This is a genomic window from Pseudarthrobacter sp. R1 (assembly GCF_024494415.1).
In the GTDB taxonomy this organism is placed as follows: domain Bacteria; phylum Actinomycetota; class Actinomycetes; order Actinomycetales; family Micrococcaceae; genus Arthrobacter.
This window is the reverse complement of sequence record NZ_JAMKFI010000008.1, coordinates 1,245,974-1,263,429: the sequence shown is the minus strand read 5'-3', so window position 1 is coordinate 1,263,429 and position 17,456 is coordinate 1,245,974. Positions and strand designations below refer to the sequence as shown.

The 17,456-nt window shown below is 64.7% G+C and carries 16 protein-coding genes and 2 tRNA genes; 6 read left to right on the top strand and 12 right to left on the bottom strand.

What is annotated here, in order from left to right; genetic code table 11:
- Window positions 1-141: 141 nt before the first annotated feature.
- The 6 genes from M8J71_RS16840 to M8J71_RS16815 form a co-directional block, all read right to left on the bottom strand.
- Entirely contained in the window at window positions 142-756 is a 615-nt protein-coding gene (locus tag M8J71_RS16840) for a mycothiol-dependent nitroreductase Rv2466c family protein (RefSeq protein ID WP_256248887.1), read from the bottom strand.
- 73 nt (window positions 757-829) lie between these two features.
- A complete protein-coding gene (gene clpX / locus M8J71_RS16835) occupies window positions 830-2,110 on the bottom strand; it encodes an ATP-dependent Clp protease ATP-binding subunit ClpX (RefSeq protein ID WP_163164084.1) in 1,281 nt (426 codons plus the stop codon).
- A gap of 175 nt (window positions 2,111-2,285) precedes the next feature.
- Complete coding sequence (locus M8J71_RS16830; protein ID WP_013601337.1) at window positions 2,286-2,945, bottom strand: ATP-dependent Clp protease proteolytic subunit; 660 nt, start codon at window positions 2,943-2,945, stop codon at window positions 2,286-2,288.
- Between the two features lie 36 nt (window positions 2,946-2,981).
- Window positions 2,982-3,608 carry an ATP-dependent Clp protease proteolytic subunit gene (locus M8J71_RS16825; RefSeq protein ID WP_163164168.1) on the bottom strand — a complete coding sequence of 209 codons (627 nt, stop codon included), beginning with the start codon at window positions 3,606-3,608 and terminating at the stop codon, window positions 2,982-2,984.
- Between the two features lie 276 nt (window positions 3,609-3,884).
- Window positions 3,885-5,273 (bottom strand): trigger factor, encoded by a 1,389-nt coding sequence (tig, locus tag M8J71_RS16820; RefSeq protein ID WP_256248886.1) that lies wholly within the window; start codon window positions 5,271-5,273, stop codon window positions 3,885-3,887.
- A gap of 81 nt (window positions 5,274-5,354) precedes the next feature.
- Window positions 5,355-5,429: transfer RNA gene (locus tag M8J71_RS16815), tRNA-Pro, on the bottom strand.
- Window positions 5,430-5,581: 152 nt separating this feature from the next.
- On the opposite strand from M8J71_RS16815, the gene M8J71_RS16810 reads away from it, so the two are divergent.
- A tRNA-Gly gene (locus M8J71_RS16810) sits at window positions 5,582-5,655 on the top strand.
- Between the two features lie 172 nt (window positions 5,656-5,827).
- On the opposite strand, the gene M8J71_RS16805 is transcribed toward M8J71_RS16810, so the two are convergent.
- The 3 genes from M8J71_RS16805 to M8J71_RS16795 form a co-directional block, all read right to left on the bottom strand.
- The gene (locus M8J71_RS16805; protein ID WP_256248885.1) at window positions 5,828-6,769 is read right to left on the bottom strand and encodes an Fpg/Nei family DNA glycosylase; all 942 of its coding nucleotides are present in this window, start codon (window positions 6,767-6,769) and stop codon (window positions 5,828-5,830) included.
- On the bottom strand, window positions 6,769-7,263 hold the full coding sequence (locus M8J71_RS16800; RefSeq protein WP_256248884.1) for a ribose-5-phosphate isomerase: 495 nt from the start codon (window positions 7,261-7,263) through the stop codon (window positions 6,769-6,771). Before M8J71_RS16800 ends, M8J71_RS16805 begins: the two co-directional genes overlap by 1 nt.
- 78 nt (window positions 7,264-7,341) lie before the next feature.
- Entirely contained in the window at window positions 7,342-8,358 is a 1,017-nt protein-coding gene (locus tag M8J71_RS16795; protein WP_256248883.1) for a hypothetical protein, read from the bottom strand.
- Between the two features lie 168 nt (window positions 8,359-8,526).
- Here M8J71_RS16795 and pepN point away from each other — a divergent pair, with 168 nt between their 5' ends.
- The gene (gene pepN, locus M8J71_RS16790; RefSeq protein WP_256248882.1) at window positions 8,527-11,106 is read left to right on the top strand and encodes an aminopeptidase N; all 2,580 of its coding nucleotides are present in this window, start codon (window positions 8,527-8,529) and stop codon (window positions 11,104-11,106) included.
- Window positions 11,103-11,582 carry an OsmC family protein gene (locus M8J71_RS16785; RefSeq protein ID WP_256248881.1) on the top strand — a complete coding sequence of 160 codons (480 nt, stop codon included), beginning with the start codon at window positions 11,103-11,105 and terminating at the stop codon, window positions 11,580-11,582. The genes pepN and M8J71_RS16785 overlap by 4 nt, the downstream gene beginning before the upstream one ends.
- A 34-nt stretch (window positions 11,583-11,616) precedes the next feature.
- Here M8J71_RS16785 and M8J71_RS16780 read toward each other — a convergent pair whose 3' ends face one another.
- Window positions 11,617-12,609: an epimerase gene (locus M8J71_RS16780; protein WP_256248880.1), complete on the bottom strand. Its 993-nt coding sequence runs from the start codon at window positions 12,607-12,609 to the stop codon at window positions 11,617-11,619.
- Window positions 12,610-12,727: 118 nt separating this feature from the next.
- On the opposite strand from M8J71_RS16780, the gene M8J71_RS16775 reads away from it, so the two are divergent.
- A complete protein-coding gene (locus M8J71_RS16775) occupies window positions 12,728-13,411 on the top strand; it encodes a mechanosensitive ion channel family protein (protein WP_256248879.1) in 684 nt (227 codons plus the stop codon).
- A 2-nt stretch (window positions 13,412-13,413) separates the two neighbouring features.
- The gene (locus M8J71_RS16770; protein ID WP_163164093.1) at window positions 13,414-13,866 is read left to right on the top strand and encodes a globin; all 453 of its coding nucleotides are present in this window, start codon (window positions 13,414-13,416) and stop codon (window positions 13,864-13,866) included.
- Window positions 13,867-13,927: 61 nt separating this feature from the next.
- Here the strand turns inward: M8J71_RS16770 and M8J71_RS16765 are convergent, their stop codons facing one another.
- Window positions 13,928-14,587 carry a hypothetical protein gene (locus M8J71_RS16765; RefSeq protein ID WP_256248878.1) on the bottom strand — a complete coding sequence of 220 codons (660 nt, stop codon included), beginning with the start codon at window positions 14,585-14,587 and terminating at the stop codon, window positions 13,928-13,930.
- Window positions 14,588-14,650: 63 nt separating this feature from the next.
- Between M8J71_RS16765 and M8J71_RS16760 the strand changes: the two genes are divergently transcribed.
- Entirely contained in the window at window positions 14,651-15,631 is a 981-nt protein-coding gene (locus M8J71_RS16760; RefSeq protein WP_256248877.1) for an acyl-CoA thioesterase, read from the top strand.
- Between the two features lie 117 nt (window positions 15,632-15,748).
- Here M8J71_RS16760 and ettA read toward each other — a convergent pair whose 3' ends face one another.
- Window positions 15,749-17,431, bottom strand: coding sequence for an energy-dependent translational throttle protein EttA (ettA, locus tag M8J71_RS16755; RefSeq protein ID WP_163164096.1), 1,683 nt, complete (start codon window positions 17,429-17,431; stop codon window positions 15,749-15,751).
- Between the last annotated feature and the right edge of the window lie 25 nt (window positions 17,432-17,456).

Genomic DNA, 17,456 nt, shown 5'->3' with positions numbered 1-17,456 from the left:
TTCTGCGTCCCGCTTCTTTCGAAGTGGGTAAAGACCATTCTTGTCCTGCCCCTCTGCAAGCGCAAGAGCCCCGGCCGAACTACAAACGAGTAGTTCTACCGGGGCTCCCTCTGTGCTGCCGGACCGGCACGTGGAGCAGTCCTAGCTGAATTCGGGCCGCTCGGTGCGGCTGCGCTTCAGTTCGAAAAAGTGCGGGTACGACGCGAGGGCGGTGGTGGCGTCCCACAGCTTGCCGGCCTCTTCGCCGCGCGGGATGCGGGTGAGGACCGGTCCGAAGAACGCGGTTCCGTTGAAGGCCACCACAGGCGTTCCGACGTCCTGGCCCACCAGCGAGATGCCTTCCTCGTGGCTCGCGCGCAACTGGCCATCGAAAGCGTCAGTGGTGGCGGCGGATGCCAGCTCGGCGGGAAGACCGCATTCCGCCAACGCCTTGGTGATGACAACGGAACGGTCCTTTTCGCCGCGCTCATGGATGAGCGAACCCATGGCGTCATACAACGCCTTGACCGCTTCCTGGCCGTGTTCCTGCTGCGCGGCGATGATGACGCGCACCGGGCCCCAGGCGTTGTCCATGGACTCGCGGTACGCCGGTTCCAGGTCGCGGCCCTCGTTCAGGACGGCGAGGCTCATGACATGCCAGACGGTTTCGATATCGCGGACAACCTCCACTTCGCCGATCCAGCGCGAGGTGATCCAGGCGAAGGGGCAGAGCGGATCGAACCAGAAATCGGCCTTGTTCCGTGCAGTGTCAGTCATAGGGGTTACTCCTTCAGGTGGCAGGCGGCCGCGCAGGGGGCAGCCGCATCTGACGGTGTGTTGCGCAAGATTATCAGGCAGACTTCCGGCGCTTGGCGACATGCGGGATCATGGTTGGTTCCGCGCCCTTCAGGACGACGTCCTCCGTGATGACCACGCTGGCTACGTCCTCCCGGCTGGGCAGGTCGAACATCACGGGAAGCAGCACTTCCTCCATGATGGCCCGCAGGCCGCGGGCACCGGTGCCGCGTTCCAGCGCCTGCTCCGCGATGGCATCCAGGGCGGTGTCATCAAACACCAGTTCCACGCCGTCGATCTGGAACATCTTCTGGTACTGCTTCACCAGGGCGTTCTTGGGGGTAGAGAGGATCTGGATCAAGGCGTCGCGGTCCAGGTTGGACACCGTAGTGATCACGGGGAGCCGGCCGATGAATTCGGGAATGAGGCCGAACTTCAGCAAGTCCTCCGGCATCACTTCGCCATAGGAGTCGATCTTCTTGCTGGCGTCATTGAGCGGTGCGCCGAAGCCGATCCCCTTGCGTCCGGACCTGGAGCCGATGATCTCCTCGAGGCCGGCAAAGGCACCGGCAACGATGAACAGGACGTTGGTGGTGTCGATCTGGATGAATTCCTGGTGCGGGTGCTTCCGCCCGCCCTGCGGAGGTACCGAGGCCACGGTGCCTTCCAGGATCTTCAGCAGCGCTTGCTGGACACCTTCGCCCGAAACATCGCGGGTGATGGAGGGGTTCTCGCTCTTACGGGAAATCTTGTCGATCTCATCGATGTAGATGATGCCCTGTTCGGCCTTTTTGACGTCGTAGTCCGCGGCCTGGATGAGCTTGAGGAGGATGTTCTCCACGTCCTCGCCCACGTAGCCTGCTTCGGTCAGGGCGGTGGCATCAGCGACGGCGAACGGCACGTTCAGGCGGCGGGCGAGGGTCTGGGCCAGGTAGGTCTTGCCGCAGCCGGTGGGGCCGATCAGGAGGATGTTGGACTTGGCGATTTCAACGTCGTCGTGGTGGCCGCCTTCGGCCAGGCTTCCCGACTTTGGTGCGTGGCCGGCCTGGATCCGCTTGTAGTGGTTGTAGACGGCAACAGCGAGGGACCGTTTCGCAGGCTCCTGGCCGATGACGTATTCCTGCAGGAAGTCGAAGATTTCGCGCGGCTTGGGAAGCTCGAAGCTGCCAAGGTCGGCAACCTCCGCCAGTTCCTCTTCGATGATTTCGTTGCAAAGCTCAATGCATTCATCACAGATGTAGACACCGGGCCCGGCAATGAGCTTGCGCACCTGCTTCTGGCTCTTTCCACAGAAAGAGCACTTCAGCAGATCCGTGCTCTCGCCAATCCGAGCCATAAGTGAACCCCTTAGTATCTTGCTGCCAGGCAGCCTTGCACCGTTGCTGGAATCTCCACCAGCCTGCGTGGACCGGTTGTGACAACATCCACTCTAGGTCACATTCGCTCCCGAGGGTGGAAGGAAAAGGCCGGTGGAGCCAAATGATTGGCGCCACCGGCGCTTTACTTTACCGCTACCTGGTGATGGCCTGCGGTTTGATCTTGCGTGAATCCAGGACCTGGTCGATCAGGCCATACACCTGGGCTTCTTCCGCGGTCAGGATCTTGTCACGCTCGATATCGTTGTTGACCTGCTCCGACGTCCGGCCCGAGTGGTGGGCCAGCGTGTCCTCAAGCCAGGAACGCATGCGCATGACCTCGGCGGCCTGGATCTCAAGGTCGGAGGCCTGGCCGCCCTGGCCGCCGGACAGTGCCGGCTGGTGGATCAGGACGCGCGCGTTCGGCAGGGCCAGGCGCTTGCCCGGCGTGCCGGCCGCCAGCAGGACAGCAGCTGCACTGGCCGCCTGGCCCAGGCACACGGTCTGGATCTCAGGGCGGATGTACTGCATGGTGTCGTAAATGGCCGTCATGGCCGTGAAGGAGCCACCCGGCGAATTGATGTAGAGCGTGATGTCGCGGTCCGGGTCCGTGGATTCCAGGACCAGCAGCTGCGCCATGATGTCGTCTGCGGAGGCGTCGTCCACCTGTACGCCGAGGAAGATGATGCGGTCCTCGAAGAGCTTGGTGTACGGGTCCTGGCGCTTGAAGCCGTACGGCGTGCGCTCCTCGAACTGGGGCAGGACATAGCGGCTGGACGGAAGATTACCGGCGGACCACCCGAAGTTGTAGTTCATTTTCTTTGCTCCTGATCTGAGTGTTCTTGTGCCGGTTTACTTCTCGGAGGCTGATTCGCCCGAGGTACCGTTCGACGACGTGCCGCCGCCGCCGGCAACAGAGCCTGCGTGCGCCGCGATTTTGTCGAAGAAACCATATTCGAGCGCTTCGGTGGCGGTGAACCACTTGTCGCGGTCGTTGTCCTTGAGGATGGTGTCGACGGTCTGGCCGGTCTGCTCTGCCGTCAGTTCCGCCATGACCTTCTTCATGTGAAGGATGAGTTCGGCCTGGATCTTGATGTCCGAGGCCGTGCCGCCGATGCCGCCTGAGGGCTGGTGCATCAGCACGCGCGCGTTCGGCGTGGCGTACCGCTTGCCCTTCGTGCCGGAGGAAAGCAGGAACTGCCCCATGGAAGCGGCAAGGCCGGTGGCGACGGTGACGACGTCGTTCGGGATGAACTGCATGGTGTCGTAGATGGCCATGCCTGCCGTGACGGATCCGCCCGGGGAGTTGATGTAAAGGTAGATGTCCTTGTCCGGGTTCTCCGCGGACAGGAGGAGCAGCTGCGAGCAGATGGCGTTGGCGTTCTCGTCACGCACCTCTGAGCCCAGCCAGATGATCCGTTCCTTCAGGAGGCGGTTGTAGATGTAGTTGTCCTGGGCTGCAGGATCGACAGTAGCCATCCGGGGGGCCTCTGCGTGCTGTGACATGTGTACTTACCTCTCGCTGGTGACGGTGACATCACTGAAAATCACTACTTGGACACTAACCGGTTTCACCGACGTTTTGTTCGCGCACCATGGGCTGTTCGCTGACGGCGCACGATCGGCAGGCCCCTTGCGGGGACATGGCCTGAACCAATGCAAAAGGCCCCCGGATCGCCTGATCCGGGGGCCGTTCACACTGCTTTACAGCTCAGTACTGCGCTTACAGCGAGGTACTGCGTCTACAGCGAGGTATTAGGCCTTGGCCTCTGCCTTGTCTTCCTCAGCAGCAGCCTCAGGTGCTTCGGTTACTGCTGCTTCTTCGGCGTCTACGGCGCGAGCTTCCTCTTCGCCGCCGGGACGGACGAAGTCGCTGAGGTCAACAGCCTTGCCCTCGGTGTCGGTCACCGTGGCCTGGCCCAGGACAACTGCCAGTGCCTTGCGGCGGCGGACCTCGGAAACCATCATGGGGACCTGGCCGCTCTGATCAATGATCTGGGCGAACTGGTTGGGGTCCATGCCGTACTGGCTCGCAGTAGTGACGATGTAGTCGATCAGCTCGTTCTGGCTGACGTTGACTTCTTCCTTTTCCGCAATGGCGTCCAGGATGATCTCGTTCTGGAAAGCGCGGGCGGTGTTGGCCCGGACCTCTTCACGGTGCTCCTCGGTGTCGTGCTCGCCTTCACCGTGGCCGTTGCCCTCCTTGAAGTGGGCTTCGAGCTGCTCTTCCACCACTGAATCCGGAACGGGAACCTCTACCAGCTCAACGAGCTTGTCCAGGACCTTGTCGCGGGCTTCGACGCCCTGCTCTACGACCTTGGAGTCTGCGGCCTGCTTGGCCAGGTCCTCGCGGAGCTCGGCAAGGGTGTCGAATTCGGAAGCCAGCTGGGCGAAGTCGTCGTTCGCTTCAGGAAGCTCGCGTTCCTTGACGGCCTTCACAACCACCTTGACCTGTGCTTCTTCGCCGGCGTGGTCGCCGCCCACCAGGGTGGTGTTGAAGATGGCGTCCTCGTCGATGCTGAGGCCGGTCACGGCTTCATCGAGGCCTTCAAGCATGGTGCCCGAGCCAACCTGGTAGGACAGGCCGGCAGCGGAGTCCACCTCTTCGCCCTCAATGGTGGCGGTGATGTCGATGGTGAGGAAGTCGCCGTCGGCAGCCGGACGCTCCACGGACTTCAGCGTGCCGAAGCGGCCGCGCAGTTCGTCGAGGGCCTTGTCAACGTCTTCGTCCGAGGACTGGGCTGCAGCAACCTCAACCTGGATGCCGGCGTAGTCGGGCAGTTCGATTTCGGGGCGGACGTCCACCTCGGCGGCGAACTTCAGGCCGCCATCCGTGGCGGAGGGATCCGGAACCTCGGTGATCTCCACCTCGGGACGGCTCAGGGGACGGATGCCGGATTCCTGGACAGCAGCCTGGTACCAGCCGTTGAGGCCTTCGTTGATGGCCGTCTCCAGGACGTAGCCGCGGCCGACGCGCTGGTCGATCAGCTTTGCGGGGACCTTGCCCTTACGGAAGCCAGGGACCTGGATCTGCGAAGCAACGGTCTTGTAGGCCGAGTCGATGCTGGGCTTCAATTCCTCAAAGGGGACCTCAACATTGAGCTTGACCCGCGTGGGGGTGAGGTTCTCGACAGCGCTCTTCACGGTCTAAGTACTCCTGGGTTTGTGGGATGGGTTTCTGCAAACGCAATGTTTTGTCCAGGCCGACAGGTCCGGGCCGCAGAGTCGGGGTGACAGGATTTGAACCTGCGACTTCCTGCTCCCAAAGCAGGCGCTCTAGCCAAGCTGAGCTACACCCCGTAAGTGCACAGGCAAGTCTACGGTCATACGCGCCAAGTTTGCACATTTGACACGTACCCCATGAATTAGGTTTAGTTATATCCGGCTTCAACAGCCAGCCCGAAGTTGCCAGACTGCCAGCGCCTCACGGCCCTGCAGCTGGACCTTCTTTCGGGGACGTAGCTTAATGGTAAAGCCTCAGTCTTCCAAACTGATTACGCGGGTTCGATTCCCGTCGTCCCCTCCACAGATCAAAAGGCCCCTCAGTGAGGGGCCTTTTTTGGCGTCCGAAGGACTCCAGGCAGGCAAGCCATCCCGGGGCGCTTTGACGGCGCAAGAGCCGCGATCCGCCGCGTCCGACGGTGTGTCCGTGTCGAAGTGCCCCGGTCCGGCGCACCCGTAAACCAGGTCCGCCCTGTCTAGGACTGCTGGCAGTACGGGCACCAGTAGAGCTTGCGTGCCACCAGTTCGGCCATCAGCACCGTGGTACCGCACACCCGGCACGGCAGCCCGTTGCGTTTATAGACGAAGTGGGCGTTCTCCCTGGCCGGGAAGCTGTCGCTCTTGAGCGCAGCTGCGTCAGCCGCAGCCTTGGCCGTCCTGCCGTTTCCGGACCAGTACCTGGGGGTGGTGGTGATGATCCTGCCGTCCGCGACGCCGTCGCCCATCACGGAGACGACGTCGCGCCACAGCTTGCGTGCCTCGGTGTCCGGAACGTCGCTGCCCGGCAGCCACGGATCCATCCGCCGCCGGAAAAGGACTTCCGCACGGTATACGTTTCCCACTCCGGCAATGATCTTCTGGTCCATCAGCAGCGCAGCCACCGGGGTTTTGCGGCTTAGCAGATTCGCGGCGAACCGGCCGGCATCCCCCCGGCGGTTGACCAGTGGATCCGGGCCCAGCCGGGCCAGCACGGCATCGGCCTCGGCAACCGTAATGGTTTCGCAGGTCGTCGCCCCGCGCAGGTCCGCCCAGCCATTGCTGCCCACGATCCGGACACGCACGGCCCCCACCGGCTCCGGCGGGCCGGTGTACACACCGGAGTCACCGCCGTCGCCACCGAAGGTTTCCTGCTCCCCCACCCGGCGGGGAGCGCCGATGCTGGAGGACCCTGCGAAAGTGCTGTCTCCGCCAAAGGTCCAGGCCCCGTAGAGGCCCAGGTGGACGTGCAGCACCAGCGAGTGGTCGAAGTGCAGGAACAGGTGTTTTCCGTGGGCCTCGGCAGCAACGAGGGTGCGTCCGTCCAGCAGCGCGGCTCCCCCGGCGAACCGGCCCTGCGGGCTGGATACAGCGAGCCGCTGGCCGCCGAAAACGTCCCCGAACTGCTGCGCCAGGCGCCGGAGGGTATGCCCTTCCGGCACTACTCGATGACCTCGCCGGTAGTTTCATAGGCGGCGATTTTGCCGATCCTGCGGACATGGCGCTCATCGTTGCTGAAGGGCTCCGCCAGGAACGCTTCGATCAGCTCCGTTGCTTCCTCCACGGTGTGCTGGCGGCCGCCCACAGCCACCACATTGGCGTCGTTGTGCTCCCGGGCGAGGGTGGCGGTGGAGTGGTTCCACGCCAGTGCTGCCCTGACACCCTTCACTTTGTTGGCCGCAATCTGTTCCCCGTTACCCGATCCGCCCAGCACGATGCCCAACGCGTGGACACCGGCCTGCTGGTCAGCGACCACGGCCAGGGCGGCATTGATGCAGAACGACGGGTAGTCGTCCTGGGCGTCGTAGACCTTCGGACCGTGGTCCACCACCTCATAGCCTTTGGCCGTCAGGTGGGTTACCAGGTGGGCGCTGAGTTCCATGCCGGCGTGGTCGGTGGCAATGTGTACCCGCGGGAAGGCAGGGGAAGAAGTCACGAGCAGAATCCGTTCGGTGTGGGCGCTGGCGGCCGGCACGGAGGGTGCAGGCCGGGGTGAACAACACGGACAAGAATACTAGGACTCCGGCTGGCCGCCCGCGGACGGGCCGCTGCCGCCGCGGGCCCGTGCCGCCACGCGCGTGAGGACCTCGGCCAGCCGCGCCGCGGAGGCCTGGCTCCCGCCGCTCACCGCAAGGCTTTGCCCATCGGTCTTTTTCACCACGACGGCGGGGCCGCTGCTGACCAGCATGGCGGCGGTTCCGCTGTGGTGCCGGTAGCCCCAGCCGCCATAGTCCGCGGCGCGGACATCGGCTGCGTTCGCCGCCGAGATGGCGCCTGCCGGAACATCCATAACAGGCACGACGCCGGCCAGCAGGACTTTGAGTCCGCGCCGGTCCGCCTTGATCCGGGCACAGAGGAAAGCCGCGCCGACGACGGCCAGGACCACCAGCAGGACTCCGAGCCAGGGCACGGCGATGGCAATCAGCGCGGCAGGAAACAGCGAGGCTACGCCGATCATGACAAAGACAGAGCTGCGGGCATGGACCCAGAGCCGGATAGTGTCCCGCGACAGGTCCGGGTCCAGCTCCCTGGCGATGGCAAGCTGGAGGGCCTTGTCGTCGTCGGGGGACCATTGCTGGTCCGCCTTGTAGACGAAGGCGATAATGACCCCGAGGGACACGGCAGCCCCGCTTCCCAGCGCAAGGACAGTGAGGTCCACCCGGGACTCGCGGGCATCTGCCAGGCCAGTCTGGCCAACGAGTCCGGCAGCCAGGGCGGTGGCAACGAAGAGGCACAGGAACAATCCGGCGCCCATCATGATCCGCCGCATGGGAACCGGCCTGCTGACCGGCAGCGCCTGGGAGAGGACCAGCCAGCCGGCGGCCACAATCATCAGGGCACCCGCAGTGACATAGGTGGCAAAGGGCGCAAAGGCGGCGCCGCCGTCGTCATCCCATCGAATGGCGAGCGGCTCAGGAAGGTCCGGCCGAAGCAAAAAAGCACAGACCACGAAAGCGGCTCCAACCACCACCGGGAACCCCGCCACGAAGCGCAGGGCCTTCGTGTCCACCGACTCCATGAACTTCCCCATGTTTTAACGCTACTCCCGCCGCCGGCCAATGGCTTCCCACCAGTGTCCATACCCACTGTGAGCGGCGCTACTTGTTCGGGGGTGAAGGAATGCAAGAATGATCAGTGCCGCCGCTGGGCATCGCCAGCCGGCTGACGCACTTATTCTGGAGGCCCCACTTTGCCAGGTATGAATCTGACGCGCGCTGAAGCCAGCGGGCGTGCCGAATTGATTTCCGTCGAGTCCTACGATGTCAGCCTCGACCTGACCCGCGGCGGAAAGGTCTTTGGCAGCACCACCACGGTGAAGTTCACCGCCAGGCCGGGATCCTCCACTTTCATTGACGCCGTCACCGCCGCCGTTCACAGTGTGGTGCTCAACGGCCGCAGCCTTGATCCGGCCGCCGTTTCGGACGGAGTTCGGATCCAGCTGCCGGACCTCGCGGAGGCTAACGAGCTCACCATCGTGGCGGATGCTCCGTACATGAATACCGGCGAAGGCCTCCACCGGTTCGTGGACCCCGTGGACAACGAGGTCTACCTCTACACGCAGTTCGAGGTTCCCGATTCGCGCAGGATGTTTGCGGTGTTCGAGCAGCCGGACCTGAAGGCTGCCTTCACCTTCACGGTCACCGCACCCTCGCACTGGGATGTCATCTCCAACTCCCCCACCCCGGTGCCGGCGGAAACCACCCCGGGGGACGACGGCGGTGCCCGCTCCGTGTGGTCCTTCTCCCCCACTCCGCGCCTGTCCTCCTATGTCACCGCCCTGATCGCCGGGCCGTACCAGTCCGTGCGCAGCGAGGTGGCAAGTTCTGACGGCAGGGTCATCCCGCTGGGAGTCTTCGCCCGGAAGTCGCTGATGCAGTACCTCGACGCGGAGAACATTTTCGAGCTGACCCGGCAGGGCTTTGAATTCTTCGAGGCGCAGTTCGGCTGCCCCTACCCCTTCGAGAAATACGACCAGCTCTTCGTTCCGGAGTTCAACGCCGGGGCCATGGAGAACGCCGGGGCCGTGACCATCCTTGAGGGCTACGTCTTCCGCAGCAAGGTCACCGGCGCCCAGATCGAACGCCGGGCCATCACCGTCCTGCACGAGCTCGCACACATGTGGTTCGGCGACCTGGTGACCATGCGCTGGTGGAACGATTTGTGGCTCAACGAGTCCTTCGCCGAGTACATGTCGCACCTCGCGGCCGTGGAAGCCACCTCCTTCACGAGCGCGTGGACCACCTTCGCCTCGGTGGAAAAGTCATGGGCGTACCGCCAGGACCAGCTGCCCACCACCCATCCGATCTTCGCCGAGATCAACGACCTCCAGGACGTTGAGGTGAACTTTGACGGCATCACGTACGCGAAGGGCGCCTCTGTCCTGCGCCAGCTGGTGGCGTGGGTGGGGCCGGAGCAGTTCATGGCCGGCGTCCGGGAGTATTTCGCCAAACACTCCTGGCAGAACACCGAGCTGAGCGACCTCCTGGTGGAGCTGGAGAAAGCCAGCGGCCGCGACCTGGACGAATGGGGGCGGCAATGGCTGGAGACGGCCGGCGTGAACACCCTCAAGCCTGAGCTGGCAGTGGACAGCGACGGGCGGTTGACTTCCTTTGCGGTTCTGCAGTCCGCCGTCGAGGAGTGGCCCACCATCCGTCCGCACCGGCTCGCCGTGGGCTTCTACAACCTGGACGACGCCGGCAAGCTCGAGCGGGTGCACCGCGAGGAACTGGACGTTGACGGCGAGCGCACCGAGGTTCCGGAACTGGTTGGCATGGCTCAGCCGGACCTGATCCTCGTAAACGACGACGACCTCGCCTACGCCAAGGTCCGGCTCGATGAGAAGTCTCTTGCCACCGCCACCGCCCACCTGAAGGACTTCAGCCAAAGCCTGCCGCGGACCCTGGTGTGGAACTCCGCCTGGGATGCTGCCCGGGACGGCGAAACGCCGGCGCGGCGCTACGTGGAACTGATCCTTGCCAATGTGGCCGCGGAGACCGATTCGTCGGTGATCCTGGTCCAGCTCCGCCAATTGGCCACCACCCTGAACTTCTACGTCGCCGAGGAGCACCGCGAGGCCACGGCTGTGGCTGCAACGGACCGGCTGTGGGAACTCGCGTCTGAGGTGCCCGGCGGCTCGGACGCGCAACTGCAGTTCGTGAAATCCTTCGCACTGCTGGCCCGAAGTGGAAACCAGCTGGACACAGTGGCGGGCCTCCTTGACGGCTCGCTGGTTCTGGACGGGCTGACCGTTGACCAGGACCTGCGCTGGGAACTGGTGACTTCACTGGTGGTGGGCGGCCGGCTGGCGCAGGATGGCATCGATGCCGAACTGCAGCGGGACAACACCTCCAGCGGCCAGAACGCGGCTGCCCAGGCAAAGGCGGCGATCCCCACGCCCGAGGCGAAGGCCGCAGCCTGGGACTCGATTGTGGTCGAAGGCGAACTCTCCAATGCCCTTCAGGGGTCGGCGGTGACCGGCTTCATGCGGGTCCTGGACCGGTCCCTGTTGGAGCCGTACGCGGAGAAGTATTTCGAGGCGGTGCCGGGGATCGTGGAAACCCGCACCCACGCACTGGCCCAGCAGATCGTCGTCGGGCTCTACCCGGCGTTGCTGACCACCCAGGCCACCGTTGACCGTACCGACGGCTTCCTGGCCGCGCTCCCGCCGCAGAGCGCCGCCCTTCGGCGGATGATGCTGGAAAACCGCGACGGCGTCGCCCGGGCATTGCGCGCACGCGCCGCTGACGTCCTTCCGGGTGAGGCAGGGCCGGCATTGTGACGCTGAGCGAGCACCGCTATGCACTGACCGTCCAGTGGACCGGCAACCTGGGCGGGGGAACGTCGTCGTACCGGGGCTACTCCCGGGACCACGACGTCCTGATTCCGGGGCTGCCGGCTCTCAAGGGCTCAGCCGACCCCACGTTCCACGGCGACAGGGAACGTTACAACCCGGAGCAGCTCCTCCTGGCTGCCCTTGCCCAGTGCCATATGCTGTCCTTCCTGCATGTGGCGGTGAAGCACGGCGTCGTGGTGACGGACTACCGCGACGAGGCAACCGGGCTGATGAAGCTGAACCGGGACGGCAGCGGCCAGTTCGAGAGAGTGACGCTGCGCCCGCAGGTGACGGTGACGGACGGGCGCCACCTGGAGCTGGCAGGGCAGCTGCACCATGAAGCCAACCAGTTGTGCTTTATCGCCCGCAGCGTGAACTTCCCGGTGGAGCATGCCCCCGTCACGGTGGCCGGCCAGCGCTAACCACGGCTGTCTTTTGCTGCCGTTGCTGGGTTGATCACACCCGGTTGCGCAGGATGCCGACCAGCCGCGCTTCCGTTTCCGGCGCCAGGCCGGCTTTCCGGGGCCGGTCCAGCCCGCGCCGGCGTTCATCAGCCAGCGTGTCCGCCAGCGTCTCCTGCCACGGCCGAATCCGGAGGCCGCCGTCCACCGCGGCCTTGTTGCTCCTGGCCATAAACCCCTCGTGCCCGGGCGGGAGCCACAGCGGCAGCGAATCGGGCCCCGCCCAGCAGCTGACGCCCTGGTCCGCCAGCCAGTCCCCGGCTGCGGGGACCACGTCTCCGTCATGGCCCGCCGCCTGCCTGGACGCGCTGATGTACTCCCCGAAGGGGACCTGGTCCCCCAGCGCGTTCAGTGCCCCGGTGATCCCCTGCTCCGCGGCAAGCAGGATCCAGGCGGCAAGGTCCCGTACGTCGATGACCTGTGTTGCGTGATCGGCTATATCCGGAACGATGGCAGGGCTGTTGTCCCTGGCGAACCGGGCGGGCCAGTAACCGTAGCGGTCCGAGCCGTCGCCTGGTCCCCCGATCAGGCCTGCACGGCACAGGTGGGCCTTCCCGCTGGCCGCTGTAAGGGTTGCCGCCTCAATGGCGGCCTTGGACTCACCGTAATTCTCCGGCGTCGAAGGAGTCCCTTGCGCCAACGCCGGGAGGAGGGCGGCGTCCTCGGCTGCGCCGGGCACCGCAGCATCGGCGTAGACGGAGCAGCTGGAGACGAATGTCCAGTGGGCTGCCCTGCCTGCGAGGGCGTCCAGCGCTGCTGACGCCGGCACGGGATCGCGGGCGACATCGATGACCTCGTCCCACTCCCCCTCAACGCCGTCGTAGGCTTCTGCGCCCAGCGAGCGGTCGGCTTTCAGCCACGCCGCTCCCCCTGGCGGATCAGCAGCCGAGCCGCGGGCGAGGCAGGTTACCTCGTGCCCCCTGGCGACTGCCTGGCGGACGATTTCTGCGGACAGGAAGGCGGTTCCGCCCAGGACAAGAATGCGCATGCGGCTACGCTACGGCGCTAGGGTTGAAGGAGAACAGAGCCTTCCGCGCCGGGCGTAACCGGCGCTCGGGCCCCCGCATCCCGGCACCGCCGGCGAACCCCAGGAGTACTTCCCCCCTATGGTCAGTATGTTGTCAATCATTCCTTCCGCCACCACCGAACCGGACGGCATCAGCATCACGGGCATCGTGATCAGCCTCGGCGTGGGCGTTGCCGTTTGGCTGGTTGCCACTTTTGTGATCTCCCGCATCACCAGCCGCGTGGCGGCAGGCAGCAATTTTTTCAAGAGGCCCACCTTTAAATGGGCGGCACCGGCCCTGCGGGCACTGGACCATGAGCGGCGGGTGCAGCGCGCCGAAACCATCGGGTCGCTGCTGAACAGCATCGTCGGTGTGCTGGTGGTGGTCATCACCAGCATGTACGTCCTGCAGAACCTGGACATTAACATCACCCCCCTCCTTACCAGCGTGGGCATCCTGGGTGTGGCCATCGGTTTTGGTGCCCAGCAGCTGATCCGCGACTTCCTGGCCGGGATTTTTATTACCATTGAAGACCAGTACGGAATCGGCGATGTGATCGAAACCAGCGAGGTTGTTGGTGTGGTGGAGTCCATGGGCCTGCGCATCACGCGCGTACGGTCCGACGACGGCGCCATCTGGTACCTCCGGAACGGCGAGATCCTCCGCGTCGGCAACCGTTCACAGGGCAACTACGTGCCGCTGCACGAGTCGCCGGACGGGACCACGGACCAGGGCACCGATCACGCCGAACCGAAAAAGACGGACCAGAAGGCCGGAGACTAGCAATGACCATCCCCATCGAACCGCAGCGGCCCCGCCAGCTGATGCAGAACGATCCGTTCAGCCAGCCCGGCTACACCGACAACTTCTATGACGCTGTGGGCGGCCATGAAACGTTCGTCAAGCTGATCGATGTCTTTTACGACGGCGTGGCGACGGATCCGCTGCTGCGGCCGATGTACCCCGAAGAGGACCTGGTGCCCGCCAAGCGCAGGTTCCTGATGTTCCTGGAGCAGTATTGGGGCGGCCCCACCACGTATGGGGAAGAGCGCGGCCATCCCCGGCTGCGCATGCGCCACATGCCCTTCAAGGTGACGCCGGAGGCCAAGGACCGCTGGCTCTTCCACATGCGCACAGCTGTGGACGCACTGGAACTCCCGCCCCTGTACGAGGGAACCCTCTGGGATTACATGGAGCGCGCAGCCTTGTCCATGGTGAACAGCCCGGCCGGGCAGTGACGGAGTTCCCTGCGGCAGCGGCGGTGCTTGCTGCCCTCAATCCGGTCGCTGCGGCCTGCCGTTAGAGCAGTCCGCTTCCCGTCCGGGCGAGGACGTGTCCGCGTGGACCCGTGAGCCGGAACCAGCGGCCGGCGCGGTAAAGCTGCTGGTCGCCGTCGGCGAGGAAGCCCAGAGTGAGTGCTGCAAAGGCGGCGCCTGCCGGCAGTCCGGAATCATCAAGCTCCCTGCCCCAGACGATTGCCCGGGCGTTGTTGACGATCAACGCGCCGGGCCTGTCCGGCACGATTCCGGCCACTTCAGCGATGCCCGCCTCTGCGGCACGCCGCAACTCTGCATCGCTGCGTGAACCCAGCAGCTCCCACCCGCTCCTGGGCGCGCCGACGCCGGTCCAGGACTCAGTGACGGTGGACGGCGGAACCGGCAGTTCGACGTCGTCCTCCCCTGCACGCGCAAGCCGGTCAAGAACTGCCGCGAGAGGGACTGTGACGTCAGTTCCGGACGGCTCCGCCAGCGCCATGGTGCGCGGTCCGAGGATCGTGGGGGTCGATTCGCCGAGCACCCGTGGCCGCAGCACACAGACGTACGCGGCGAGAACGGAACCCGCGGCCTGAAGGCGGATGGCGCCGTCGTCAATGGACTTGGCGCGTGCGGCGAAGGTCTTCAGGTCGGCGAGATCGCGGGGATCGGCGAAACGGAAGGACGAGGTGAGTAGATCAGACACACCAAGAACACTACCGGCTGTACCTTTGTTGAGCAGTGCCGGGGCGCCGTCTAGAGTCGAACCATGACTGAAGCCGACGCCGGACTCCTGGCGCTCCCCAGCGGAGACCCCACCTCATCGCTTATCTCCCTTCTTGACCTTGGTGAGCTGGAGGGAGCACGGACGGACGAGGACATCTTCCTGGGCCCGTCGCAGCAGCAGCCCCATCACCGGGTCTTCGGCGGACAGGTGCTGGCGCAGTCACTTGTTGCCTCATTCAGGACGGTGGATCCGGACCGCTTTGTCCATTCCATGCACGGCTACTTCCTTCGCCCCGGCGACGCGAACAAGCCCATCACGTTCGGTGTGCAGCGCCTCCGGGATGGCCGGTCCTTCTCGGCACGGCGGGTCCATGCCTACCAGGAAGGCGTGCCCATCCTGTCAATGATCGCCTCCTTCCAGGGCGAGGACGAGGGCGTCGAGCACGAGTCCGTGATGCCCAGCGGGATTCCCGACCCCGAGTCCCTGCCCAGCACAGCGGACCTGCTGGGCAAGTTCGACCATCCGGTGGCGCGGCACTGGGCGTATGAACGGCCTTTCGACATCCGGCACGTGGATCCTCCGCTGTACGTGTCAGCGAACGGTGAGCGGGCAGCACGCAATGCCGTGTGGATGAAGACGTTCGGTCCCATGCCGGACAACCCCAACCTGCACCGTGCGGCCCTGGCCTACGCCAGCGACTACACCCTGCTGGAATCGATCCTGCGACGCCATGGGCTGAGCTGGATCACTCCCGGGATGAACGTTGCCAGCCTGGACCACGCAATGTGGTGGCACCGCCCGGCCCGGGTGGATGAATGGCTGCTGTACGTCCAGGAATCACCAAGCGCACAGGGCGCCCGCGGGCTGGCGACGGGCAAGATCTTCAACCAGGCCGGCCAGCACGTGGCGTCGGTGGCCCAGGAAGGGATGGTCCGCGTGCCTTCGGACCTGAAAAACAAGGTGGTGGGCGCCTTCCAATCCAAGGTCATGGAGCACCAGATCCGCAAGGCTTCCCGGGAGTAGACGGCAGCGCTTTGTTCCGGACGACGCAAACAGGCCGGCACCCCTGAGGGTGCCGGCCTGTTTATTGCCTGTCGCGCCAGCGCCTTTCGGCGCGGGTTGGCTCAGTCGTGGTTTGGCTCAGTCGCGGGTTAGGCGGCGGTGCGTGACCCGGTGCGGCTTGGCCGCGTCCGGACCCAGCCGCTCCACCTTGTTCTCCTCATAGGATTCAAAGTTGCCCTCGAACCAGTACCACTTGGACGGGTTTTCCTCGTCACCTTCGTAGGCCAGGATGTGCGTGGCCACCCGGTCCAGGAACCAGCGGTCGTGCGAGACCACCACGGCGCAGCCCGGGAATTCCAGCAGCGCGTTTTCCAGGCTGCTGAGGGTTTCAACATCGAGGTCGTTGGTGGGCTCGTCGAGGAGCAGCAGGTTGCCGCCCTGCTTGAGGGTCAAGGCAAGGTTCAGGCGGTTGCGCTCACCACCGGAGAGCACACCGGCCTTCTTCTGCTGGTCCGGGCCCTTGAACCCGAAAGCGGCAACGTACGCGCGGGACGGCATTTCCACGTGGCCAACCTGGATGAAGTCCAGGCCGTCCGAGACGACCTCCCACAGGGTCTTGTTGGGGTCGATGCCGCCGCGGCTCTGGTCCGCGTAGGAGATCTTGACGGAGTCACCGATCTTCAGGTCGCCGCCGTCGAGCGGCTCCAGTCCGACGATGGTCTTGAAGAGCGTGGTCTTGCCGACGCCGTTGGGGCCGATGACGCCGACGATACCGTTGCGGGGCAGGCTGAAGGACAGTCCGTCGATCAGGGTCCGGTCTTCGAAGCCCTTCTGCAGGTTCTTTGCCTCCAGCACCAGGCCACCCAGGCGGGGTCCCGGCGGGATCTGGATTTCTTCGAAGTCAAGCTTGCGGGTCCTGTCGGCTTCTGCCGCCATTTCCTCATAGCGGGCGAGGCGGGCCTTGGACTTGGTCTGGCGGCCCTTGGCGTTGGACCGGACCCATTCCAGTTCCTCGCTGAGGCGCTTAGCCTGCTTGGCATCCTTCTTACCCTGGATTTCCAAACGGGCGCGCTTCTTCTCCAGGTACGTGGAGTAGTTGCCCTCGTAGGGGTACAGGTGGCCGCGGTCCACTTCGGCGATCCATTCGGCCACGTGGTCCAGGAAGTAACGGTCGTGGGTGACGGCCAGGACAGCGCCTGCATACGTGGACAGGTGCTGTTCGAGCCACAGCACGCTTTCTGCGTCCAGGTGGTTGGTGGGTTCGTCCAGGAGCAGCAGGTCCGGCTTCTGGAGGAGCAGCTTGCACAGGGCCACGCGGCGCCGCTCACCACCGGAAAGGTTGGTGACGTCGGCGTCCGCCGGCGGGCAGCGGAGCGCGTCCATGGCCTGCTCCAGCTGCGAGTCCAGGTCCCAGGCGTCTGCGGCGTCGATGGCTTCCTGCAGGTGTCCCATCTCTTCGAGGAGGGTGTCGTAGTCAGCGTCGGGGCTGGCCATTTCCTCGGAGATTTCGTTGAAGCGCTGGATCTTGCCGTAGATCTCCCCGACGCCCTCCTGGACGTTGCCCAAAACGGTTTTCTCTTCGTTCAGGGGTGGTTCCTGAAGGAGGATGCCAACGCTGTAGCCGGGGCTGAGCCGGGCTTCACCGTTGGAGGGGGTGTCCAGCCCGGCCATGATCTTAAGGATGGTGGACTTACCGGCACCGTTCGGGCCCACAACACCGATCTTGGCGCCGGGAAAGAAGGACATGCTTACGTCATCAAGAATGAGTTTTTCGCCAACGGCTTTGCGGGCCTTGGTCATTGTGTAGATAAATTCCGCCATGGTTCCAAATCTAGTGGGTTGGCGG